General features: G+C 73.1%; 15 protein-coding genes. 9 read left to right on the top strand and 6 right to left on the bottom strand.

Annotated elements, in window-relative coordinates; all coding sequences use genetic code 11:
* Nucleotides 1–63: 63 nt before the first annotated feature.
* Nucleotides 64–3,369 carry a DEAD/DEAH box helicase gene (locus ABIC30_RS29345; protein WP_354456544.1) on the bottom strand — a complete coding sequence of 1,102 codons (3,306 nt, stop codon included), beginning with the start codon at nucleotides 3,367–3,369 and terminating at the stop codon, nucleotides 64–66.
* A gap of 321 nt (nucleotides 3,370–3,690) precedes the next feature.
* Between ABIC30_RS29345 and ABIC30_RS29340 the strand changes: the two genes are divergently transcribed.
* Nucleotides 3,691–6,549, top strand: a complete 2,859-nt coding sequence (locus ABIC30_RS29340; protein WP_205833908.1) for a PAS domain-containing protein — start codon at nucleotides 3,691–3,693, stop codon at nucleotides 6,547–6,549.
* A gap of 100 nt (nucleotides 6,550–6,649) precedes the next feature.
* A complete protein-coding gene (locus tag ABIC30_RS29335; RefSeq protein WP_020093963.1) occupies nucleotides 6,650–6,955 on the top strand; it encodes a hypothetical protein in 306 nt (101 codons plus the stop codon).
* Between the two features lie 171 nt (nucleotides 6,956–7,126).
* On the opposite strand, the gene ABIC30_RS29330 is transcribed toward ABIC30_RS29335, so the two are convergent.
* Nucleotides 7,127–8,218, bottom strand: a complete 1,092-nt coding sequence (locus tag ABIC30_RS29330) for a DUF2891 domain-containing protein (protein ID WP_051123759.1) — start codon at nucleotides 8,216–8,218, stop codon at nucleotides 7,127–7,129.
* 159 nt (nucleotides 8,219–8,377) lie between these two features.
* On the opposite strand from ABIC30_RS29330, the gene ABIC30_RS29325 reads away from it, so the two are divergent.
* Nucleotides 8,378–9,157 carry a CDP-diacylglycerol diphosphatase gene (locus tag ABIC30_RS29325; RefSeq protein ID WP_020093965.1) on the top strand — a complete coding sequence of 260 codons (780 nt, stop codon included), beginning with the start codon at nucleotides 8,378–8,380 and terminating at the stop codon, nucleotides 9,155–9,157.
* A gap of 10 nt (nucleotides 9,158–9,167) precedes the next feature.
* Here ABIC30_RS29325 and ABIC30_RS29320 read toward each other — a convergent pair whose 3' ends face one another.
* Nucleotides 9,168–9,695 (bottom strand): P-loop NTPase family protein, encoded by a 528-nt coding sequence (locus tag ABIC30_RS29320; RefSeq protein WP_020093966.1) that lies wholly within the window; start codon nucleotides 9,693–9,695, stop codon nucleotides 9,168–9,170.
* A complete protein-coding gene (locus tag ABIC30_RS29315; RefSeq protein WP_020093967.1) occupies nucleotides 9,692–10,594 on the bottom strand; it encodes a LysR family transcriptional regulator in 903 nt (300 codons plus the stop codon). Before ABIC30_RS29315 ends, ABIC30_RS29320 begins: the two co-directional genes overlap by 4 nt.
* Nucleotides 10,595–10,764: 170 nt before the next feature.
* Between ABIC30_RS29315 and ABIC30_RS29310 the strand changes: the two genes are divergently transcribed.
* From ABIC30_RS29310 to ABIC30_RS29285, 6 genes are all read left to right on the top strand, one after another.
* Complete coding sequence (locus tag ABIC30_RS29310) at nucleotides 10,765–12,297, top strand: ABC transporter substrate-binding protein (protein WP_020093968.1); 1,533 nt, start codon at nucleotides 10,765–10,767, stop codon at nucleotides 12,295–12,297.
* Nucleotides 12,298–12,522: 225 nt separating this feature from the next.
* Nucleotides 12,523–13,440: an ABC transporter permease gene (locus ABIC30_RS29305; protein ID WP_020093969.1), complete on the top strand. Its 918-nt coding sequence runs from the start codon at nucleotides 12,523–12,525 to the stop codon at nucleotides 13,438–13,440.
* Between the two features lie 10 nt (nucleotides 13,441–13,450).
* Nucleotides 13,451–14,386, top strand: coding sequence for an ABC transporter permease (locus ABIC30_RS29300; protein ID WP_020093970.1), 936 nt, complete (start codon nucleotides 13,451–13,453; stop codon nucleotides 14,384–14,386).
* Nucleotides 14,387–14,446: 60 nt separating this feature from the next.
* Nucleotides 14,447–15,868 carry a M20 family metallopeptidase gene (locus ABIC30_RS29295; RefSeq protein WP_354456543.1) on the top strand — a complete coding sequence of 474 codons (1,422 nt, stop codon included), beginning with the start codon at nucleotides 14,447–14,449 and terminating at the stop codon, nucleotides 15,866–15,868.
* Between the two features lie 3 nt (nucleotides 15,869–15,871).
* A complete protein-coding gene (locus tag ABIC30_RS29290) occupies nucleotides 15,872–17,476 on the top strand; it encodes a dipeptide ABC transporter ATP-binding protein (RefSeq protein ID WP_020093972.1) in 1,605 nt (534 codons plus the stop codon).
* Nucleotides 17,477–17,664: 188 nt separating this feature from the next.
* The gene (locus ABIC30_RS29285) at nucleotides 17,665–18,009 is read left to right on the top strand and encodes a hypothetical protein (protein WP_020093973.1); all 345 of its coding nucleotides are present in this window, start codon (nucleotides 17,665–17,667) and stop codon (nucleotides 18,007–18,009) included.
* Here the strand turns inward: ABIC30_RS29285 and ABIC30_RS29280 are convergent.
* Both ABIC30_RS29280 and ABIC30_RS29275 read right to left on the bottom strand, forming a co-directional pair.
* Nucleotides 17,982–18,434: a Ros/MucR family transcriptional regulator gene (locus ABIC30_RS29280; RefSeq protein ID WP_026605051.1), complete on the bottom strand. Its 453-nt coding sequence runs from the start codon at nucleotides 18,432–18,434 to the stop codon at nucleotides 17,982–17,984. The genes ABIC30_RS29285 and ABIC30_RS29280 overlap by 28 nt on opposite strands.
* Nucleotides 18,435–18,661: 227 nt before the next feature.
* On the bottom strand, nucleotides 18,662–19,750 hold the full coding sequence (locus tag ABIC30_RS29275) for a YeiH family protein (protein WP_020093975.1): 1,089 nt from the start codon (nucleotides 19,748–19,750) through the stop codon (nucleotides 18,662–18,664).
* Between the last annotated feature and the right edge of the window lie 247 nt (nucleotides 19,751–19,997).

Below are 19,997 nucleotides of genomic sequence, written 5' to 3'. Positions count from 1 at the left end.
GCGGTCGATGCAAGATCAACCGCAGATCGGCATCACGCTCGACTGGCGCGCTCAGGCCTTTGCTCAGGCCTCACGTTCCCGGGCGGCGCGGATCCGCTCCAAGAGGTCGGTCGCGAGCGCCGCGCAGGCGGCGGAATCCGGGCAGGGCCGCTTCCACACCACCCGCCCGTCGCGCAGCGCGATCCCCGCCTCGGCGGCCATCGCGGTCAGCGGCCGGTCGGGCCGCAGGTCGGCCGCGACGCCCTGCGGCCCGCCCCGGAGCCGGGCGACGCCCAGCGCGCAGCAGGACGCGCGCAGCCGCGCGAGGTCGAACAGCGCGAGCACCGGCGCGGGGGCTGCGCCGAACCGGTCCTCGACCTCGCCGGCGAGTGCCTCGATCGCTTCGGGCTCGCGGAGGCGCAGCAGGCGCGTGTAGAGGCTGAGGCGGATCTCGGGCTCCGGAACGTAGTCCTCGGGGATCCGGCTCGGCAGGCCGAGCTCGATCTCGGGGCTCCAGTCCTCGGCGCGCTCGCCCTTGGCGGCGGTGAGCGCCAGCTGCAGCAGGTGCTGGTAGAGGCCGAGCCCGACGAGCTTGGCGTGCCCCGCCTGATCCTCGCCGACGAGGTCGCCGGCGCCGCGCAGGTCGAGGTCCCGGGCGCTGACCGCGAAGCCGGCGCCGAGGCGGTCGAGGGCCTCCAGGGCGCGCAGGCGCTGCAGCGCCGCCGCCGGCGGGGGCGCGGCCGGGTCGCTGAGCAGGTGGACGGTGCCGCGGCGCTGGCCGCGGCCGACGCGGCCCCGGAGCTGGTGGAGCTGCGCCAGCCCGAACCGGGCGGCCTCCCAGACCAGCATGGTGTTGGCCCGCGGCACGTCGAGGCCGCTCTCCACGATCGCGGTGGCGAGCAGGACGTCGCCGTCGCCCTCCGCGAACCGGACCATGACCTCGTCCATGGCGGAGGGCTTGAGGTCCCCGTGCGCCACCAGGATGTCGAGGCCCGGCACGAGGGCGCGCAGGCGCTCGGCCATTGGGCCGATGTCCTCGATCCGCGGGCAGACCACGAAGCTCTGGCCGCCCCGGCGGTGCTCGCGGACGAGGGCCTCGCGGACCGCCTCGGCGTCGAAGGGCGCCACCACGGTCCGGACCGGCTGGCGCAGAGCCGGCGGCGTGGCGAGCACGCTGAGACTCTGGAGGCCGACGAGGGCCGCCTGGAGGGTGCGGGGGATCGGCGTCGCGGTGAGCGTCAGCACGTGGCCGCCATCCGCGAGGCGGCGCAGGTCGGCCTTCATCTTCGCGCCGAAGCGCTGCTCCTCGTCGATCACGGTTAGGCCGAGATCCGCGAACGCCACCCCGCTGCCGGCGAGCGCGTGGGTGCCGACCACCAGCCGGATCGAGCCGTCGGCGAGCCCCGCCTTGACGCGCTTGGCCTCGGCCGGCGCCACGAGGCGCGAGAGCTGCGCCACCTCGACGCCGAACCGGCCGAAGCGGCGGCGCAGCGTCTCGGCGTGCTGGCGCGCCAGCACGGTGGTGGGGGCGATCAGCGCCGCCTGCCGGCCGAAGAAGATCGCGGCCGCGAGGGCCCGGAGCGCCACCTCGGTCTTGCCGAAGCCGACATCGCCGCAGACCAAGCGGTCCATCGGCCGGCCGGAGGCGAGGTCGGCCATCAGCGCGTCGACCGCCGCCGCCTGATCGGGGGTCGGCGCGAAGCCGAAGCCGGCGGCGAACCGCTCCATCTCGCGGGCCGGCGGCGCCAGGACCGGCGCCTCGGTCTCCCGGCGGGCCCGGGCGGCCTCCAGCATCAGGCGGGCGGTCCGCGCCATGGTGGCCTCGGCCTCCAGGCGGCGCCGCGGCCACGTGCCGCCGTCGAGCTTGTCCAGGGTGACGGCGTCGGGCTCCGACCCGTAGCGCCAGATCCGGTCGGCCTGCGTGACCGGCACCATCAGGATCGCGTCGCCGGCGAAGCGCAGGCGCAGGGCCTCGGAGGGCTCCCCGTCCTGCGCGGCACCCGGCGCGGAGACCGGCTCCAGCCCCTCGAACACGCACAGGCCGTGGTCCCGGTCGACCGCCACGTCGCCGGGGCGCAGGTCGACCTCGCCCATCGGCAGGATCGCACGGGCGGCCCCGGTCACGGCGGCCTCCGGGCCGAACAGGTCGGCCGCCGCGATCACGGTGGCGCCCTGCTCGGGCACCCGGAAGCCGGCCGCCAGCGGGGCCTCCAGGGCGAGGACGTCGCCGGGCGCCGCCTCGGCGACGTCGGCCCAGGCGTCGATCAGGCGGATCGGGCGCTCGGCGATCTTGCCCGCCTGGCGCACGAGGCGTCGGAGCGGCCGGACCGAGCCGGCGAGCACGACGACGTCGCCGGCCTTCAGACGGGCGCGCAGGACCTTGGCGAAGGCCGTGCCGGGCCGGCGCTCCCCGGCGAAGCGCGGCATGGCGCGGGGTTCGCCGGCCGCATCGGTGGCGGCGAGCCGGCCGCGATCCGCCACAACGGCGCGCCACGCCTCCGGCGTCAGGTAGAGGCCGGTGCCGGGCCCCGCCGGCGCGTCGCGGGTCTTCAGCCGGCCCCGGGCCTCGTCCATCTGCTCGAAGAAGGCGTCGATCCGGGCCTGCGTGCCGTCCTCGACCGCGAGGCGCGCTTCGGGCACGTAGTCGAGGAGCGTGACGAGGCGCGGGTAGTAGCGGTCCAGGCGGTGCTCCTGGCCGGTGAACGGCTCGAAGCTCTGGCCGGAGCCGGGCTCCAGGACGATCTCGGTGGCCGGGTCGATGACGAGTTCGTCGGCCTCCGCCACCGAGCGCTGCGAGATCGGGTCGTAGGAGCGGATCGCGGTGACGCGGCCCGCCGCGTGCTCGATCCGGCAGGGAAGCGGCGCGGCGGCGGGGAACACCTCCACGGTGCGCCCGCGGACGGCGATCTCGCCGGGCTCGTCGACCCGCTCGTCGAGGATGTAGCCGAGGCGCTTGAGGTCTGCGGTCGCGGCCTCGACGTCGAGGGGATTGCCGACCCGCAGGGTCACGCGGGCCGACGCCCAGGTCTCCGGCGGCGGCACGCGCTGCACGAGGGCGGGGGCGGTCGTCAGCACGAAGTCCGGCAGCGCGTCCCGGTCGGTCAGCCAGCGCATCACGGCGGCCCGGGCACCCATCGTGGCCCGCGACGGCGAGGCGTGGTCGAAGGGCAGGCAGTCCCACTCGGGATAGACCGCGACCCGCGCGTCGGGATCGAGTGCCTGCAGGGTCGCGGCGAGGTCCTCGAGGCGGCGGGCGTCCCGGGCGACGTGCACCACCGGCCCGGGCCCCTCGGCGAAGGCCAGGAGCGCCACCGCCAGGGCGCCGGTGGGCATCAGCGGCGCGTCCTCCAGCCCCTGTCGGGCGCCCGCCTTCGTCCTGCGCTTGGCCATGCCTGATCCGAACCCATCCCTCGTGAGCCGGCAACGCCGCACCGGCCCCGCGGGCTCCCGGCCGCGGCGATCCGATCCACAGCCGCCGCGCGGGGCCCGCCCGAGCTCTTCGCGGGGCCCGCGACGGGCGAGGCAGGAAGAGATCCCGGCGGGCGCCCGAAGCCCGGTCGGCCGGACCAGCAAGACTTGAACGGCGCGCGTGAAATCGCACCCCCACCGATGATCCGGCGGGACTGTCTAGTATTGAACGATCGCGGAATGCTTGCCCTGGTCCCGCCGCCGGACGCGCGATGCAGAGTTTCACTAGGGGGAAGCGAAAGCTTGAGCTATGACGGCTCCGTGTCGCCGAACGAGACAGTATCCCGACCGTCGGGTTTCGAGCCCCAGCATCCCCAGCGGCTCGCCGCCCTGCGCGCCTACGCGATCCTCGACACGCCGCCCGAGCGCGCGTTCGACGAGATCGCCGAGATGGCCGCCCAGGCCTGCGGCACGCCGATGGCCCACATCAACTTCGTCGACGCCGACCGGCAGTGGATCAAGGCCGCGTTCGGCCACGCCGCGCGGGCGATGCCGCTCGCGTTCGGCTTCTGCACCGAGGCCATGCGCGCGGACGGCGCCCTCGTGCTGCCCGACCTGACCGCGGAGCCGGAGAGCGCCGCCAACCCCCTCGTGACCGGCGACCCGCACCTGCGCTTCTACGCCGGCGTGCCCCTGGTGACGCCGGACGGCTGGGCCATCGGGACGCTCTGCGTCCTCGACCGCGTCCCGCGCACGCTGACCGACCAGCAGCTCTTCATCCTGAAGGCGCTCGCCCGGACGGTGATGACGCAGCTGGAATCCCGGAACGCCGAGGCGGCCCTGCGCCGGAACGAGGAGCGCTACCGCTCGCTGTTCACCTTCATCGATGCCGGCTTCTGCCTGATCGAGGTGGAGTTCGCCGACGGCGACCGGCCCGTCGACTACCGCTTCCTGGAGGTCAACCCCGCCTTCGAGCGGCAGACCGGCCTGCGGGCCCCGGTGGGCCGCCGGATGCGGGACCTCGCCCCCGACCTCGAGCAGCACTGGTTCGACCTCTACGGCCGGGTCGCCCTGACCGGCGAGCCGGTCCGATTCGAGCAGGCCGCCGCGGCGCTGGGCCGCTGGTACGACGTGCACGCCTACCGGGTGGACGGGCCGGCGCGGAACCGCGTCGCGATCCTGTTCAACGACATCACCGAGCGCCGCCGGAGCGAGAACGCGCTCCGGGCCCGGGAGGCGGAACTCCGGCTGGTCGCGGACGCGATGCCGGTCCTGATCGCCTTCATCGACCGCGACCTGACCTACCGGTTCGCGAACGCCGCCTACGAGACCTGGACCGGCCAGGCGCCCGACGCCGTCGTCGGGCGGACCGTCGGCGACCTCCTCGGCCCCGGCGCGTTCGAGGCCCGGCGCGCCGGCATCGAGCGGGCGCTCGCCGGTCAGGAGGTCCGCGAGGAATGGGCCTGGACCTTCCCGAACGGCCAGGCCCGGATCGCCGACACCCGCTACCTCCCGCGCCGCGGCCCGGACGGACGCGTCGACGGGTTCTACGTCTTCGCCCACGACGTCTCCGAGCGGAAGCGGAACGAGGTCCTGCTCCAGTCCCGGGCAGAGCACCTGGAGGCGCAGGTCGCCGCCCAGACCCGCGACCGCGACCGGGTCTGGACGCTGTCGCCGGTGCTGAAGCTCGTCTCGGACCGGACCGGGCGGGTCCAGTCGGTGAACCCCTCGTGGAGCCGGGCGCTGGGCTGGTCGGAGGCCGAGACGGTCGGCCGGCCGGCCCTGGACTTCCTCGCCCCCACCGAGCGCGCGGCGGCCGAGGCGGCGCTGCGCCCGCTCTGCGCGGACAGCCGGGTCGAGGATATCGAACTGGCCTGCCTGACCCGCGCCGGCGACCGGCGGCGGGTGCTCTGGACCGTCGTTCCGGAGGACGGGCTGTTCTACGGCTTCGGGCGCGACATCACCGAGCAGCGCCAGGCCGAGGAGGCGCTGCGCCAGTCGCAGAAGCTCGAGGCCATCGGCCAGCTCACCGGCGGGGTGGCGCACGACTTCAACAACCTCCTGACCATCATCCGGTCGTCCGTGGAGTTCCTGCGCCGGCCGGACCTGGCCGAGACGCGCCGGCGCCGCTACCTCGACGCCGTCTCCGACACCGTCGACCGCGCGGCCAGGCTCACCGGCCAGCTCCTCGCCTTCGCCCGGCGCCAGGCGCTGAAACCCCAGGTGTTCGACATCGGCGCGCGCCTGCGCAGCATCGCCGACATGCTCGATTCGGTCACCGGCGCGCGCATCCGCGTGGCCATCGACCTGCCGGCGACGCCCCGCTACGTGCGCGCCGACCAGAGCCAGTTCGAGACCGCGCTGATCAACATGGCGGTCAACGCCCGCGACGCCATGGACGGGGAAGGCAACCTGACCCTGCGGCTGGAGGGCGATAGCCCGATGCCGCCGATCCGCGGGCATGCCGGCGCGAAGGGACCGTTCGTGGCCGTGCGGGTCTCCGATACCGGCGCCGGCATCCCGGACGCGGATCTGGGACGGATCTTCGAGCCGTTCTTCACAACAAAGGAGGTCGGCAAGGGCACCGGCCTCGGCCTCAGCCAGGTCATCGGCTTCGCCAAGCAGTCGGGCGGCGACATCGACGTGGCGAGCGCGCTCGGCCACGGCACGACCTTCTCGCTCTACCTGCCGCAGGTCGCCGCGCCCGCCGCGGCGTCCGAGGCCGACCGCGAGGCCCGCCCGGAGGCGGAGCCGCGGCGGGGCCTGTGCATCCTCGTCGTGGAGGACAATCTCGGGGTCGGGCGCTTCTGCACCCAGATCCTGGAGGATCTGGGCCACGCGCCGGTCTGGGCGAAATCCGCCGAGGAGGCGCTGGCCGAACTCGACCGGGCGCCGGACCGGTTCGACGCGGTCTTCTCCGACGTGGTCATGCCGGGGATGGGCGGCTTCGCCCTCGCCCGGCAGCTCCGGACCCGCCGCCCCGACCTGCCGGTGGTGCTGACCTCGGGCTACAGCCACGTCCTGGCCGAGGACGACGCCCACGGTTTCGCCCTCCTGCGCAAGCCCTACTCGGCCGAGCAGCTCGCCCAGGTCCTCTCCGAGGCGGCGCGGCGGGGCGGGCAGCCGGACGCCCGCGCACGGCCGGAACCCGCTTCCGATTAACAGTCTTCGCCAGAATTCATCGGCGCATCATCCGGAAATCTTCCCGCAGACGAGATCCGGATGTAGTCTATCCCCATCCACCACCGGGGCCTCGACCGCCATGACGCTGACCGGACGTTTCTGGTTCCGCCGGACCTGGACCGGCAAGCTGGTCCTGCTCGTCGAGGAGGAGCGCGGGCGCTGGTTCCGGCGCCGCCTCGGCCGCACCCTGCGCTGGCGCGACGCGCGGCTCCTCGATCTGGCCGAAGGTCCCCTGCGGGGGCTCATGACGCTGGAGCGGACCTACCGCGCCGAGTTCGGCCCCGGCGAGCCGCGCCGCCCCGCCGGCCTCACGGCGGTCCCGGGCGGGCGGGCCCTGCCGCGCGGCGGGCCGGAGCCAGGAACAAGGCCGTCCCTGTCGGGTTGACGGCAGGCAAGACAGCGACGGCGTCGCTGTCTTGCAGCCCCTCGTGGGCGTTTCCTCCCTAGACTTCCGGACCGTTCTCCTGAGGGCGGTCCTTTTTTTGTTGTCGTCGGTCAGTCGCCGGGCAGTCGTCGACATGGCCCGCGACGGACAGCTCTCAAGAATCTCTCAGATTTACTTCCCGCCGTCCTGGGCCTCGCCCAGAGCAACGGTCCCGGCACCGGTCTCGGCACCGGCCTCGAGGGCCAGCAGCGCGAAGGTCGCGAGCCAGTGCTCGCCCATGTAGTCGCCGGTGACGTGCGGGAGCCCGGCCGCGAGGTGCGCCTCCGCGGCCGCGCGGAGCGGCGGCCGGCGGGGATCGTCCGGGCCGAGGGACGCGGCGAGCGCGCGGAAGCACCACGCGCGGCTGAGGTTCAGCCCGTCGAGATGGGCGATCTTCCCGTCGGAGCAGTCGGTCACGCCCGCGGGGCGGAACAGGGTCGCGGGTCGGGACGCCGCGAGACCGGGCAGGAACCGGTCGAACCAGGGCGCGAAGCGGGCGGGCGGCAGCAGCCGGCGCATGCACTCCGCCTCGATCAGCGCCGAGGAGAGGAAGTCGTCGCCGCCGGGCTCGCCCCAGGCCGGGCAATCCGCGTCCTCCCCGTACCAGCCGACGGCGGTGTCGTGCAGCAGAGTGGTCAGCCCGGCATCCCCCGCGCCCTCCGCGTAATCGGCCGCCAGGCGCAGCGCGAAGGCGGTGTTGAAATGGGTCCCGACCCGCACCGGGTAGGACGCCACCGGCAGGAACTCCGCGAAGCGCCGGACGATCACCGCGGCCAGCGGCGCCAGGGCCTCGGACCAGCGGCGCTCGGGGAGCGCGGCGAGCGCGTCGGCGAGCTTCAGCAGCCAGCCCCAGCCGTAGGGCCGCTCGAAGCCCCGGGCGGTCGGGGCGGCGAAGTAGGCGCATTCCCCCGCCACCGTCGCGGGAGTCAGCTGCGCGTCGAGCCGGGCGCGGATCGCCGGGGCCTGCGGGCCGTCCGGGAACAGCCGCAGCACCCGCGCCAGCAGCCACGTACCGTGGACGCAGGAATGCCAGTCGTAGCTGCCGTGAAAGGCCGGGTGCAGGGCCGCGGGGGTGCGGGCATCCGCCGGCCCGGCCAGGACGTGGCCCGGCTTGTTCGGATATTCGCGGCCGACATGGCCGAGGGCGACGGCGGCGAAGCGCGCGGCGATGTCGGGGGTGAGCGTGGGAGTGGGCGTGGGAGTGGGCGTGGGAGTGGGCGTCATCGCGGCATTCCGGCGGGCGTTCTGCGGGGACTCGGCGACCGCCGGCATAGCGGGTTTCCCGGCACGGCGTCAGGGCTCGCGGATCCTTTGCCGGCACGGCCCCGGATCGGCTATCGCGGTGAGGCCGGGCCGGACGCGCCGGCCCCAGTGAGAGACCCCATGCGCCGCCCGCCGCCCGCCGCCCTCCTCGTCGTGGCCCTCGTGGCGGCCCTGTCGGCCGCAGCGGCACCGGCCGAAGCCGCGCCGGACCCGAGCCGCGACGTGCTGTGGGCCGCCCTGAAGACCTGCGTGCTCGCCAAGCGGCTCGCCAACCGGACCTTCCCGTGCCTGTCGGTCGATCTCGGGGACGGTGACCGTCCCGGCTCGGCGGTCCTGCGCGCGCCCGGCGAGCCGACCCACAGCGTCGTCATGCCCACCGACACCGTGCCGGGCCTGGAGGCGCCGGTCCTGCGGGGACCGCGCGGTGCCGCCTACTGGCGGGCGGCCCTGGCGGCGCGGCCGCTCGTGTCGGACGTGCTGAAGGGGAAGCTCACCCCCGCGGAGGTCGGGCTCGCGGTCAACTCGGCCCGGGGCCGCAGCCAGGACCAGCTCCACATCCACCTCGACTGCCTGAAGCCGAGCGTGCTCAAGGCCGTCCGGGCGCACGGCCGGCAGGTGCGCCACACCTGGAGCCGCTTCCCGGTGCCGCTGGCCGGCGACCGGTACTACGCCCTGCGCGTGCCGGAGGCGGAGGCCGCGCAGTTCAACCCGTTCGCGGCCCTGCACACCCTGCCGGGCGCCCGGCCGGACCTGCACCGGACGAGCTTCGCGGCGCTCGCCACGCCCCCGGGCGATCCCGAGCCGGGCTACATCCTGCTGGCATACCGGGCGCCGAGCGCCAGCGCCGAGGACGTGATGGACCACAGTTGCACCGTCGCTGCGTCCCGCGGCGGCGCTTGAGCGGGCCCGGTCACCGGCTCAGTCCCTCCGCGCGGTAGAAGCCGGCCAGGCCGGCCCCCGCGGCGAGCCGGATCTTGGGCAGGGCGACGCGGTCGAACAGGGCCGCCTCGCGCGCCCGGTTCTCGCGCTCGGTAACGGCGATGTGGCGGATCATCGCCCATTTCACGCTGTCCCGGCCGCCGTCGAGGGCGCCGAGCCGCTCGCGCACGAACCATGACCGGCGCAGGTAGCGGATCAGGCCGGTGGCGGTCGGGACGTCGAGGAGGATCACGCCCGTCGCCCGCTCCAGACGCTGCGGCAGGCATCGGGCATAGGTGCCGTCCATGACCCAGCGCGGCTCGCGGATCGCCGCGTCGTGCAGGGCCTGGAACTCCGCGAAGGGCCGCGGGTCCCAGTCGGTGCCCGGCTGGTGATACAGCCGGTCGAGGTGGACCGGCGGCAGGCCGCGCGCCCGCGCGATGGCGACCGCCAGGGTGGACTTACCGCTGTTCGACGGCCCCAGGATGCAGAGCCGCGGGCCGAGCGCGTCGAGGGTCACGGCGAGCGCGGCGGTGGCAGCGCGTCGAGCAGCTGGCGCAGGAATGCCCGCACCGCCTTCGGCAGCCGCCGGTCGCGCATCGCCTGGATCTTCACGCCCCGGGCGAGGCTCGTCCGGGACTGGATCGGCAGGCTGACAAGCTCGTTGAGCCGCAGGGGCGTCTGCACCGACAGCGCCGACATCAGGGCGATGCCGCGGGAGCGCCGCACGAAGGGCAGCAGCGCCGAGAGCGTGTTGGAGGTCAGCACCGGCTCCACCGCGATGCCCTCGTGCGCGCAGGCGGCGTCGAAGACCTGCCGCAGGGTCGTGTCCCGGGTCGGCAGGGCGACGGGATACTCCAGCAGGTCGACGAGGCGCAGGGCCGGCGCCCGCGCGAGGGGATGGTCGGGCGCGGCCAGCGCCAGCATGTCGACCTGCCCGTCGTAGAGCACCTCGACCTGCGCGGTGGGTGTCAGCGCGAAGGTGATCCCGAGATCGGCATCCCCCACCGACACCGTCTGGGTGACCTGGGCCGGGGGCTGGACCGTGACCTCGAAGCGGATGCCGGGATGGGCCGCGTGGAAGGCCGCGATCGCGTTCGGCACGATGTCGAGGGAGAAGCCCTCCGAGCAGGCGACCCGGATCAGCCCGCGGGCGAGCCCTTCCAGCTCCCGGATCTCGGTGACCACCTGCTCGGAGCGGATCAGCACCTGATGGGCGTGCTGCGCCAGCAGCTCACCGGCCGGGCTCGGCACCATGCCGCGCGGGCGGCGCTCGAACAGCACGCAGTCGAGCTCGGCCTCCAGGTTGGCGATCTGCCGGCTGATCGCCGAGGCCGCGACGTTGAGCTGGGACGAGGCGGCCGCGATCGACCCGGTGCGGGCCACGGCCAGGAAGTAGCGCAGGCCCGTACTCTGCATTATCGTGCTCGATGCGCTGTATGGTGCCGTGCACATTGCCGATATGGCAACGCAGCACTCGCTAAATTCTACTTGTTGCGATCCCAGATGCACAACACCATGGCAGGGTGAAAAACGCGGCAGCCGCGGAACCGTCCGCCGGGCCTGTCCGCCGCGCCGTCGGAGCCTGCATGCCGCTACGGACCCTCACCCGAGCCGCCACCCTGGCCGCCTCGTTCGCGACCCTGATCGCCGCCCACCCGGCGCTGGCCGGCAAGGCCAACGACACATTGGTCTACGCGTCGGACAGCGAGCCCGAGAACGTCAGCCCGTATCACAACAGCGCCCGCGAGGGCGTGATCCTGGCCCGGAACTGCTGGGACACGCTGCTGTACCGGGATCCCAAGGACGGCACCTACAAGCCGTTCCTGGCGACCGCTTGGAAATGGGCGGACGACACGACCCTCGACCTCACGATCCGCGAGGGCGTGGTCTTCCACAACGGCGACCCGCTCGGGCCGGAGGACGTGGCCTTCACGTTCAACTACGTGCTGACCCCCGAAGCGCGCACGGTCACCCGCCAGAACGTCGACTGGATGAAGTCGGTGGAGGTGACCGGCCCGCACAGCGTGCGCATCCACCTGAAGGCCCCGTTCCCGGCGGCGCTGGAATACCTCGCCGGCCCGACCCCGATCTTCCCGGCCAACTACTTCAAGAAGGTCGGCCTCGACGGTTTCGCCAAGGCGCCGGTCGGCAGCGGCCCGTACCGGATCACCAAGGTCGACAGCGGCCGCGGCGTCTCCATGGAGCGGTTCGACAAGTACTGGGCCGAGAGCCCTCTGGGTAAGCCGAAGATCGGCAAGCTGCAGTTCCGCGTCATCCCGGACGGCGAGAGCCGGATGGCCGAGCTGATGACCGGCGGCGTCGACTGGATCTGGCGGGTGCCGAGCGACCAAGCCGAGCAGTTGCGCGCCGCGCCCAACATCACGGTCCTCAATTCCGAGACGATGCGGGTCGGGTTCCTGCAGTTCGACACGCTGGGCCGGGCGAAGGAGAACTCGCCGCTCAAGGACGTGCGCGTCCGGCAGGCGATCTCCTACGCCATCGACCGCAAGGCGATGGTCGACAACCTCGTGCGCGGCGCCTCGCGGGTGATGAACGCGCTGTGCTTCGTCGACCAGTTCGGCTGCACCGACCAGGGCGTGCCGCGCTACGCCTACGACCCCGCCAAGGCCAAGGCGCTGCTCAAGGAAGCCGGCTACCCGAACGGGTTCGAGATCGACCTCGGCGCCTATCGCGAGCGCGACTACGCCGAGGCGGTGATCGGCTATCTCGGCGCCGTCGGCATCAAGGCGCGGCTCAACTACCTGCGCTACGCGGCGTTCCGCGACGCGCTGCGGGCCGGCAAGACCTCGATCGGCTACCAGACCTGGGGGTCGTTCTCGGTGCTCGACGTCTCGGCCTTCGACGGGGTGTATTTCCGCGGCGGCGAGGAGGACCTGACCAAGGATCCGCAGGTGATCGCCGACCTGCAGGAGGGCGACAGCTCCATGGATCCCGAGAAGCGCAAGGCCGCCTACGCCAAGGCGCTCCAGCGGATCGCCGCGCAGGCCTACGCCCTGCCGATGTTCTCCTACTCGACCAACTACGCCTTCACGTCGGACCTGACCTTCACGGCCCAGCCCGACGAGGTGCCGCGCTTCTACGCGGCGTCGTGGAAGTGAGGATGGCCGCGAAGGCGCGACGCCTTTCCCCTCCCCCTTGCGGGGAGGGGTCAGGGGTGGGGGTGGCGCAGACGGCACCGCACCGCTCGATTCTGCGCCACCCCCACCTCCGGCTCCTCCCCACAAGCTTGAGCGATCCCGGGCAAGCCCGGGATCGCCGGGGGAGGAGAGGACGCTTCGTCCTGATCCGGCGCGATCTGCATCGCCAGGAAGGAGCCTGAACCCATGCTGGCCTTCACGTTCCGGCGCGTGCTGGTCGCCCTGGCGGTGGCCCTCACGGTCTCGGTGGCGAGCTTCCTGCTCCTCCACCTCTCGGGCGACCTCGCGACCGCGATCGCCGGCCCCGAGGCCACCGGCCCGCAGATCGCCCAGATCCGCCAGGATTACGGGCTGGACCAGCCGCTGCTGACCCAGTTCCTCACCTGGGGCTGGCGGGCCCTGCACCTCGATTTCGGCAACTCCTTCTATTTCCGCGAGAGCGTGATCGACCTGCTCGCCGCCCGCCTGCCGATCACCCTCTATCTCGGCATCATCGCGCTCGCCGTGGCCCTGTTCGTGGCGATCCCGCTGGGCGTCGTCGCCGCCGTGAAGCGGGACACGTGGATCGACCGGACGGCGCTCGCCGTCTCGGTGCTCGGCCAGGCGATGCCGAGCTTCTGGTTCGGCCTGACGCTGATCCTGATCTTCTCCGTCAACCTCCGCTGGCTGCCGGTCTCGGGCAACGCCACGTGGAAGAACTTCGTCCTGCCGGCGGTCGCCCTCGGCTACTACGCGATGCCGGCGGTGATGCGCCTCACCCGCAACGGCATGCTGGAGGTGCTGGCCTCCGACTACGTCCGCACCGCCCGCGCCAAGGGGCTGCCGCCGCGCAAGATCCTGGTGCGGCACGCGCTGCGCAACGCCGTGATCCCGGTGATCGCCCTCTCGGCGGTGCAGTTCGGCTTCATGCTGGGCGGCTCGATCGTGATCGAGGCGGTGTTCTCGCTCCAGGGGCTCGGGCAGCTCGCCTGGGAATCCATCGCCCGCAACGACTTCCCGGTCGTCCAGGCGATCGTGCTGGTGCTCGCCATGATCTATATCGGCCTGACGCTCGCCGCCGACCTCTTGAACGCCTTCCTCGACCCGCGCCTGCGCCAGTCGTGAGGATCCGCCGATGAGCCTCCCCCCCGACACGGCGGCGCTCGCCGCCCCGGCCCTGCCCCCGGACGCGCCGATCGCGCTGGCGCCGGTCCCCTCCCCCACTCGCCTGATCCTGCGCCGGGGCCTGCGCCACACCGGCTTCCTGATCGGGGCCGGGATCCTCGGGCTGATCGTGCTGGCGGCGCTCGCCGCCCCGCTCATCGCCCCGCACGACCCCTACGCGCAGGACGTGTCCCGCCGCCTGATCCCGCCGGTCTGGCAGGCCAAGGGCACCTGGGAGCACGTGCTCGGCACCGACAAGCTCGGCCGCGACTACCTGAGCCGCCTGCTCTACGGCGGCCAGATCTCCCTCCTGATCGGGATCTCGGCGGCGCTGATCTCCGGGCTGATCGGCACGACGCTCGGCCTGTGCGCCGGCTATTTCGGCGGCTGGGTCGATTCGGTGGTCAGCTACGTCGTGACCACGCGGCTCGCCATGCCGGTGGTGCTGGTGGCGCTGGCCATGGCGGCGCTGGTCGGCGGCTCGCTCAAGGTGGTGGTGCTGGTGCTGGGCTTCCTGCTCTGGGACCGCTTCGCCGTGGTGACGCGGGCCGCCACCCAGCAGATCCGCAACCAGGACTTCGTCTCGGCCGCCCGCGCCGCGGGGCTCACGGACCTGCGGATCATCCGCCAGGAGATCCTGCCCAACATCATGAACGCGCTGATCGTCGTGGCGACCCTGGAGATGGCCCACGCGATCCTGCTGGAGGCCGCCCTGTCGTTCCTCGGGCTCGGCGTGCAGCCGCCCCTGCCCTCCTGGGGCCTGATGATCGCCGAGGGCAAGCAGTACATGTTCTTCCAGCCCTGGGTGATCACCATCCCGGGCGTGGCGCTCCTCCTCCTCGTGCTGGCGATCAATCTCTTAGGTGATGGCCTGCGCGACATCACCGCTCCCGAGGCGCGCCACTGACGCCGTCGCCAGGCCGGAACCGGCCGGCAGGTTAACGAAATGTTTCACGGGAAACACACCATGACGCGAGACGCCGCCATCGCGCGCGCCACGGAGGCCTTCGACTCGGGCGCGTTCCTCGCGCTCCTGCGGGAGGCCGTGGCGATGCCCACCGAGAGCCAGGCTCCCGGCCAGGAGGCGGCGCTCCGCGCCTATCTCGACGCTTTCATCGCGCCGCTCGTCGCCCGCCTCGGCTTCGACGCGCCGAAGATCTTCCCCAACCCGGACGGGGTCCACGGACCGTTCCTGATCGCCGAGCGGCGCGAGGGCGCGGACCTGCCGACCGTGCTGATCTACGGCCACGGCGACACGGTGCGGGGCTACCCCGAGCAGTGGCGCGAAGGGCTCGGCCCCTGGGAGATCGTGGTCGAGGGCGACCGCTGGTACGGGCGCGGCACCGCCGACAACAAGGGCCAGCACGTCCTCAACCTCGCGGCCCTGGAGCAGGTGATCGCCGCGCGCGGGGGCCGTCTCGGCTTCAACGTCAAGCTCCTGATCGAGATGGGCGAGGAATCGGGCTCCCCGGGCCTGCGGCCGTTCTGCCGGGAGCAGGCGGAGGCCCTGCGCTCCGACGTGCTGATCGCCTCGGACGGCCCCCGCCTCAACGGCGAGCGGCCGACCCTCTTCCTGGGCTCCCGCGGCGCCTACAATTTCGAGCTCAGCCTGAACCTTCGGGAGGGCCCGCACCATTCCGGCAACTGGGGCGGGCTGCTGCGCAACCCCGGCACGGTGCTGGCCTCGGCGATCGCCTCGATGGTCGATGCCCGCGGCAGCATCCTGGTGGACGCCCTGCGGCCGCCGCCGATCCCCGAGGGCGTGCGCGCGGCGCTCGCCGACATCCGCGTCGGCGAGGACCCGACCGCGCCCACGATCGATTCCGACTGGGGCGAGCCGGGCCTCACCCCGGCCGAGCGGGTCTTCGCCTGGAACACGCTGGAGGTGCTGGCCTTCAAGACCGGCGACCCGGACGGGCCGCTCAACGCCGTGCCGCCCCACGCCAAGGCGACCCTGCAGCTGCGCTTCGTGGTCGGCACCGACTGGCAGAACCTCATCCGGAACGTGCGCGCCCATCTCGACGCGCACGGCTTCCCGATGATCGAGGTCCGGCCGGCCCGCGCCGCGGAAGTCTTCCAGGCGACGCGGCTGCCCGTGGAGGATCCCTGGGTCGAGTGGGCGCTCCAGTCGATCGAGGCGAGCAGCGGAAAAAGGCCGGCGCTGCTGCCCAATCTCGGCGGCTCGCTGCCGAACGACGCCTTCTCGGAGATTCTGGGCCTGCCGACCCTCTGGGTACCGCATTCTTACCCGGCCTGCCGCCAGCACGGGCCCGACGAGCACATGCTCGCCTCCGGCACCCGCGAGGGCCTGGCGATCATGGCCGGCCTGTTCTGGGATCTGGGCCGAGACGGACCCGACATCCTCCGCCGCCGCGAAGCGAGGGCCTGAACCATGAGCGAGCCGGTCGTCCGCATCCGCGATCTGACGATCGCGCTCCCCAAGGGCGCCGATCGCCCGCACGCGGTCGAGGGCCTGAACCTCGACCTCGAGGCCGGGAAGATCCTGTGCGTCGTCGGGGAATCGGGCTCGGGCAAGTCGATGAGCGCCTACGCGCTGACCGGCCTCCTGCCCCGGGCCCTGAAACCGACGGCCGGCGCGATCCTGTTCGAGGGCCGGGACCTCCTGACCCTCGACGAGCCGGCGTGGCGCGCGCTGCGGGGCCGGCGCATCGCCATGGTGTTCCAGGAGCCGATGACGGCCCTGAACCCGGTGATGCGAGTCGGCGACCAGATCGCCGAGATGTTCGAGGCGCACAACCTGCTCAGCCGGAGCGAGCGCCGGGCCCGGGCGGTGGCGCTCGCCGCCGAGGTCGGGCTGCCGAACCCCGAGGAGGCGGTGCGGGCCTACCCGCACCAGCTCTCCGGCGGCCAGCGGCAGCGGGCGATGATCGCCATGGCGCTGGCGCTGGAGCCCTCGGTGCTGGTCGCCGACGAGCCGACCACGGCGCTCGACGTCACCACCCAGGCCCAGATCCTCCGGCTGATCCGCGACCTGCAGCGGAAGCGCGGGATGAGCGTCCTGTTCATCACCCACGATTTCGGCGTGGTGGCGGAGATCGCCGACCACGTGGCGGTGCTCCAGCGCGGGCGGCTCGTGGAATCCGGCACGGCCGAGGCGGTGCTGCGGAACCCGCAGGCGCCCTACACCCGGGCGCTGCTCGCCGCCGTCCCGAGCCTGACGCCGCCGCCGCGCCCGCCCCTGGCGGCCGCCCCGGTCGCGCTGTCGGTGAACCGGCTGTCGAAGACCTATTCCGGGCGCTCCGGCCTGTTCGGCAAGCCGCGGGTCGTGGCGGCGGTCAAGGACGTCTCGTTCGACGTGCGCCGCGGCGAGACCCTGGGGATCGTGGGCGAATCCGGCTCCGGCAAGTCGACCACCGCGCGGCTCGCGATCCGCCTGATCGAGCCCGACGGCGGCACCGTCCGGCTGGGCGAACTCGACTACACGGCGCTGAGGAGCGGCGCGTTGCGCGACAAGCGCAGCCGGATCCAGATGATCTTCCAGGACCCGTTCGCGTCGCTGAACCCGCGGCGCACCGTCGAGCAGATCATCACGGCGGGCCCGATCGCCCACGGGGTCTCGGCCGCCGAGGCCCGGGAGCGGGCGCGCAGCCTCCTCGACCTCGTCGGTCTCGATCCGAAGGCCGCCGCCCGCTACCCCAACGCCTTCTCGGGCGGGCAGCGCCAGCGCATCGGCATCGCCCGAGCGCTCGCGATGGAGCCGGACGTGCTGGTGGCCGACGAGGCGGTCTCGGCGCTGGACGTCTCGGTTCAGCGGCAGGTGCTGGACCTGCTGGAGGACCTGAAGCAGAGATTGTCGCTGGCGATGCTGTTCATCACCCACGATCTGCGGGTGGCCGCCACGATCTGCGACCGGATCGCCGTGATGCACCGCGGCGCCATCGTGGAGATGCGGGGCACCGCGGACCTGTTCGCCGCGCCGGAGCACGCCTACACCCGCACCCTGCTCGCCGCGGTGCCGGGCGCGCGCGCCTCCTGAGCCGTTCCGGCCCCGGACGGGCCAATCTGGGACGCAGAGACAAGTTTTTTGGACGGGACCGCCCTGTCCGGATCCTGCAAGTTCAGTAGGATAGCGCCGTTGTCGAGGGTGGAGCACCCCGGCGGATCCACGGCTGCACCCGCTATCCGTCCCCGCCCGCACCTCGCACGGGGACAGGGTTATCGAGCGTGTCGATCTCAGACAAGACCGACGACATCCGGCAGAACCGCAAGCGCAGCGAGACGAATCTGCCGCCGGTGCTCCGCCGCGGGCGCGAGCACCGGATCGTGCGCTGGATCGGCGCCGCGAACCGCAAGGCGCCGCGCCCCGCGGAGGAGCCCGCGGCCGCGGACAACCGGGTGATCAAACTGAGCTGGGCCGACACGTTCGGCCGCCCGGGCCGCGCCGAGCCCAGCCGATCCGAGCCGGCCCCCGCGCAGGTGCTGCCGTTCCTGGGGCGGCGGAGCGAGACTGCGCCGCGCGCGGCCCCGCGCCGCGCCGCCGATCAGCCGCCGGTGCCCGTCCTGCGCTGATCGACGCGCCCGCCGGGCACGCCGAGGCCGATCGCCTTCGCCAGCGCGGAGCGCTGCGCGGCGTAGCCCGGCGCCGTCATCGGGTAATCGTCCGGCAGACCGTAGCGCTCGCGGTACCGCTCCGGCGTCAGGCCGTGGGCGGTGAGGTGGCGCTTCAGGGTCTTGTAAGTCCGGCCGTCGATGAAGCTGACGATCCCGTCCTCCTGGACCGACTTGCGGATCTGGGCCGGCGTCGGCCGCTCCACGGCCGGCTCGACCGCGGCCGCCGGCGCCTGCCCGTCGAGGGATGCCAGGGCCGCGTGCACGCTCGCCATCAGCTCGGGCAGGGCCGTCGGCGGAACGGAATTGTTCGAGACGTAGGCGGCGACGATCTCGCCCACCAGCGTGACCAACCTGAGGCTGTTCTCGGGATTCTTTTCAGGCACTGCGCGAGTCCACACGAAGCTTTCGACGACGATGCCTGCGGTTCCAAAGCAAAAACCGCGTATGTGTCAAGACGGTCTTGACTGAAGGATGATCACCCGAAGCGCTTTTCGGTGCGGATGGGCCGGATCGCCGGCGCGAAAGGCTCCGGTCACCTGCACAAAGGTGCCGATGGAATGCCTGTTACACGGGTCGGGAGCCCGCGCGGCGGGAAAGACCGCGCGCGGCGTCACCCGATCCCGAGGGCGCGGATCAGCGTCAGGCTGAGGGCGATCAGGACCGCCAGGGAGGCGGTGACCGCGAGGGTGACCCGGCCGCCGACCCGGGCCAGGACCCGGACGTCGACCCCGAGGCCGAGGGCGGCCATGGACAGGACCGTGAGCACGCCGGCGAGCTGGGTCAGCGGCTTCACCGCCGGGTCCGGGACGAGGCCCAGGGAGCGCAGGGTGGCCAGCGCCAGGAAGCCGAGGATGAACCAGGGCACCAGCTTGGTGAAGCCCGGACGGGACGGCGCCGGCGGCGCCCCCGCTGCCTGCGGCAGACGCGGGGCGATCAGCGAGAACACCACCACGACCGGGCCGAGCATCAGCACCCGCACCAGCTTGACCAGGGTGCCGACCTGGGTCGACAGCAGGCTCACCGGGACGGTCGCGGCCAGGACCTGCGGCACCGCGTAGACGGTGAGCCCCGCCAGCACCCCGTACTGGTTGTCGGTCATGCCCGCGAGGGGCACGAACAGCGGCAGCCCGAGCACCATCAGCACGCCGAGGACGGCGGTGAACGCGATGGCGGCGGCGATGTCCTTCGCCTCCGCGCCGATCACGGGTGCCACCGCGGCGATGGCCGAGTTGCCGCAGATGGCGTTGCCGCAGGCCACCAGGATCGCCATCCGGGCCGGCAGCCCGAGCGCCCGGCAGATCGCCACGCTGGCGGCGATGCCGAGCACCACGGTCCCGACGATGCCGGCCAGCAGCGCCGGGCCGGAGGCGAGGATCGCCCCGAGGCTCAGGGAGGCGCCGAGCAGCACCACGGCGACCTCGAGGAGCTGCTTGGCCGAGAAGGCGATGCCGGTGCGGAACTGCGCCGGGGGCGTCCAGGCGGTCCGCACCGCGATGCCGATCAGGATCGCCAGGACCAGGGCCTCGATGTAGGGGTGACCGGCGACCCGCTCCTCTACCGCCTGCGCGGCCATCGCCACCGCGGTGATCACCGCGCACAGGCCGATGCCGGGCAGGACCGAGGCGGCCGTGTCCGACCGGCCACCCCGTTCGGGGCGGGCCGGCGTCGGGGCCGTCTTGGATGGGGCGTCAGGGCTCACGGGAACGGGCTCCGGGGGTCGTCAGCGGAGCCTATAGGAAGAAAACGTTCGCCGCACCGTCGCAACAGAGAAGTTCGATCTCTATTCGAGCAACATGCGAGAAGACACGTCTCCGCAGAGATCGGGGCCGGGGGGGGGGGGGGGGGGGGGGGGGGGGGGGCCCCCCCGCCCCCCCCCCCCCCGCCGGCGGGGCCCCCCCCCGGGGGGGGGGGCCCCCCCTGCGCGGGGCGCGCCAGGGAGGCGCCCA

Origin of the sequence: Methylobacterium sp. 1030 (assembly GCF_040544715.1) — a bacterium.
In the GTDB taxonomy this organism is placed as follows: Bacteria; Pseudomonadota; Alphaproteobacteria; order Rhizobiales; family Beijerinckiaceae; genus Methylobacterium.
The sequence above is the reverse complement of the archived record's forward strand: the minus strand, read 5'-3'. Positions and strand labels throughout refer to the sequence as shown.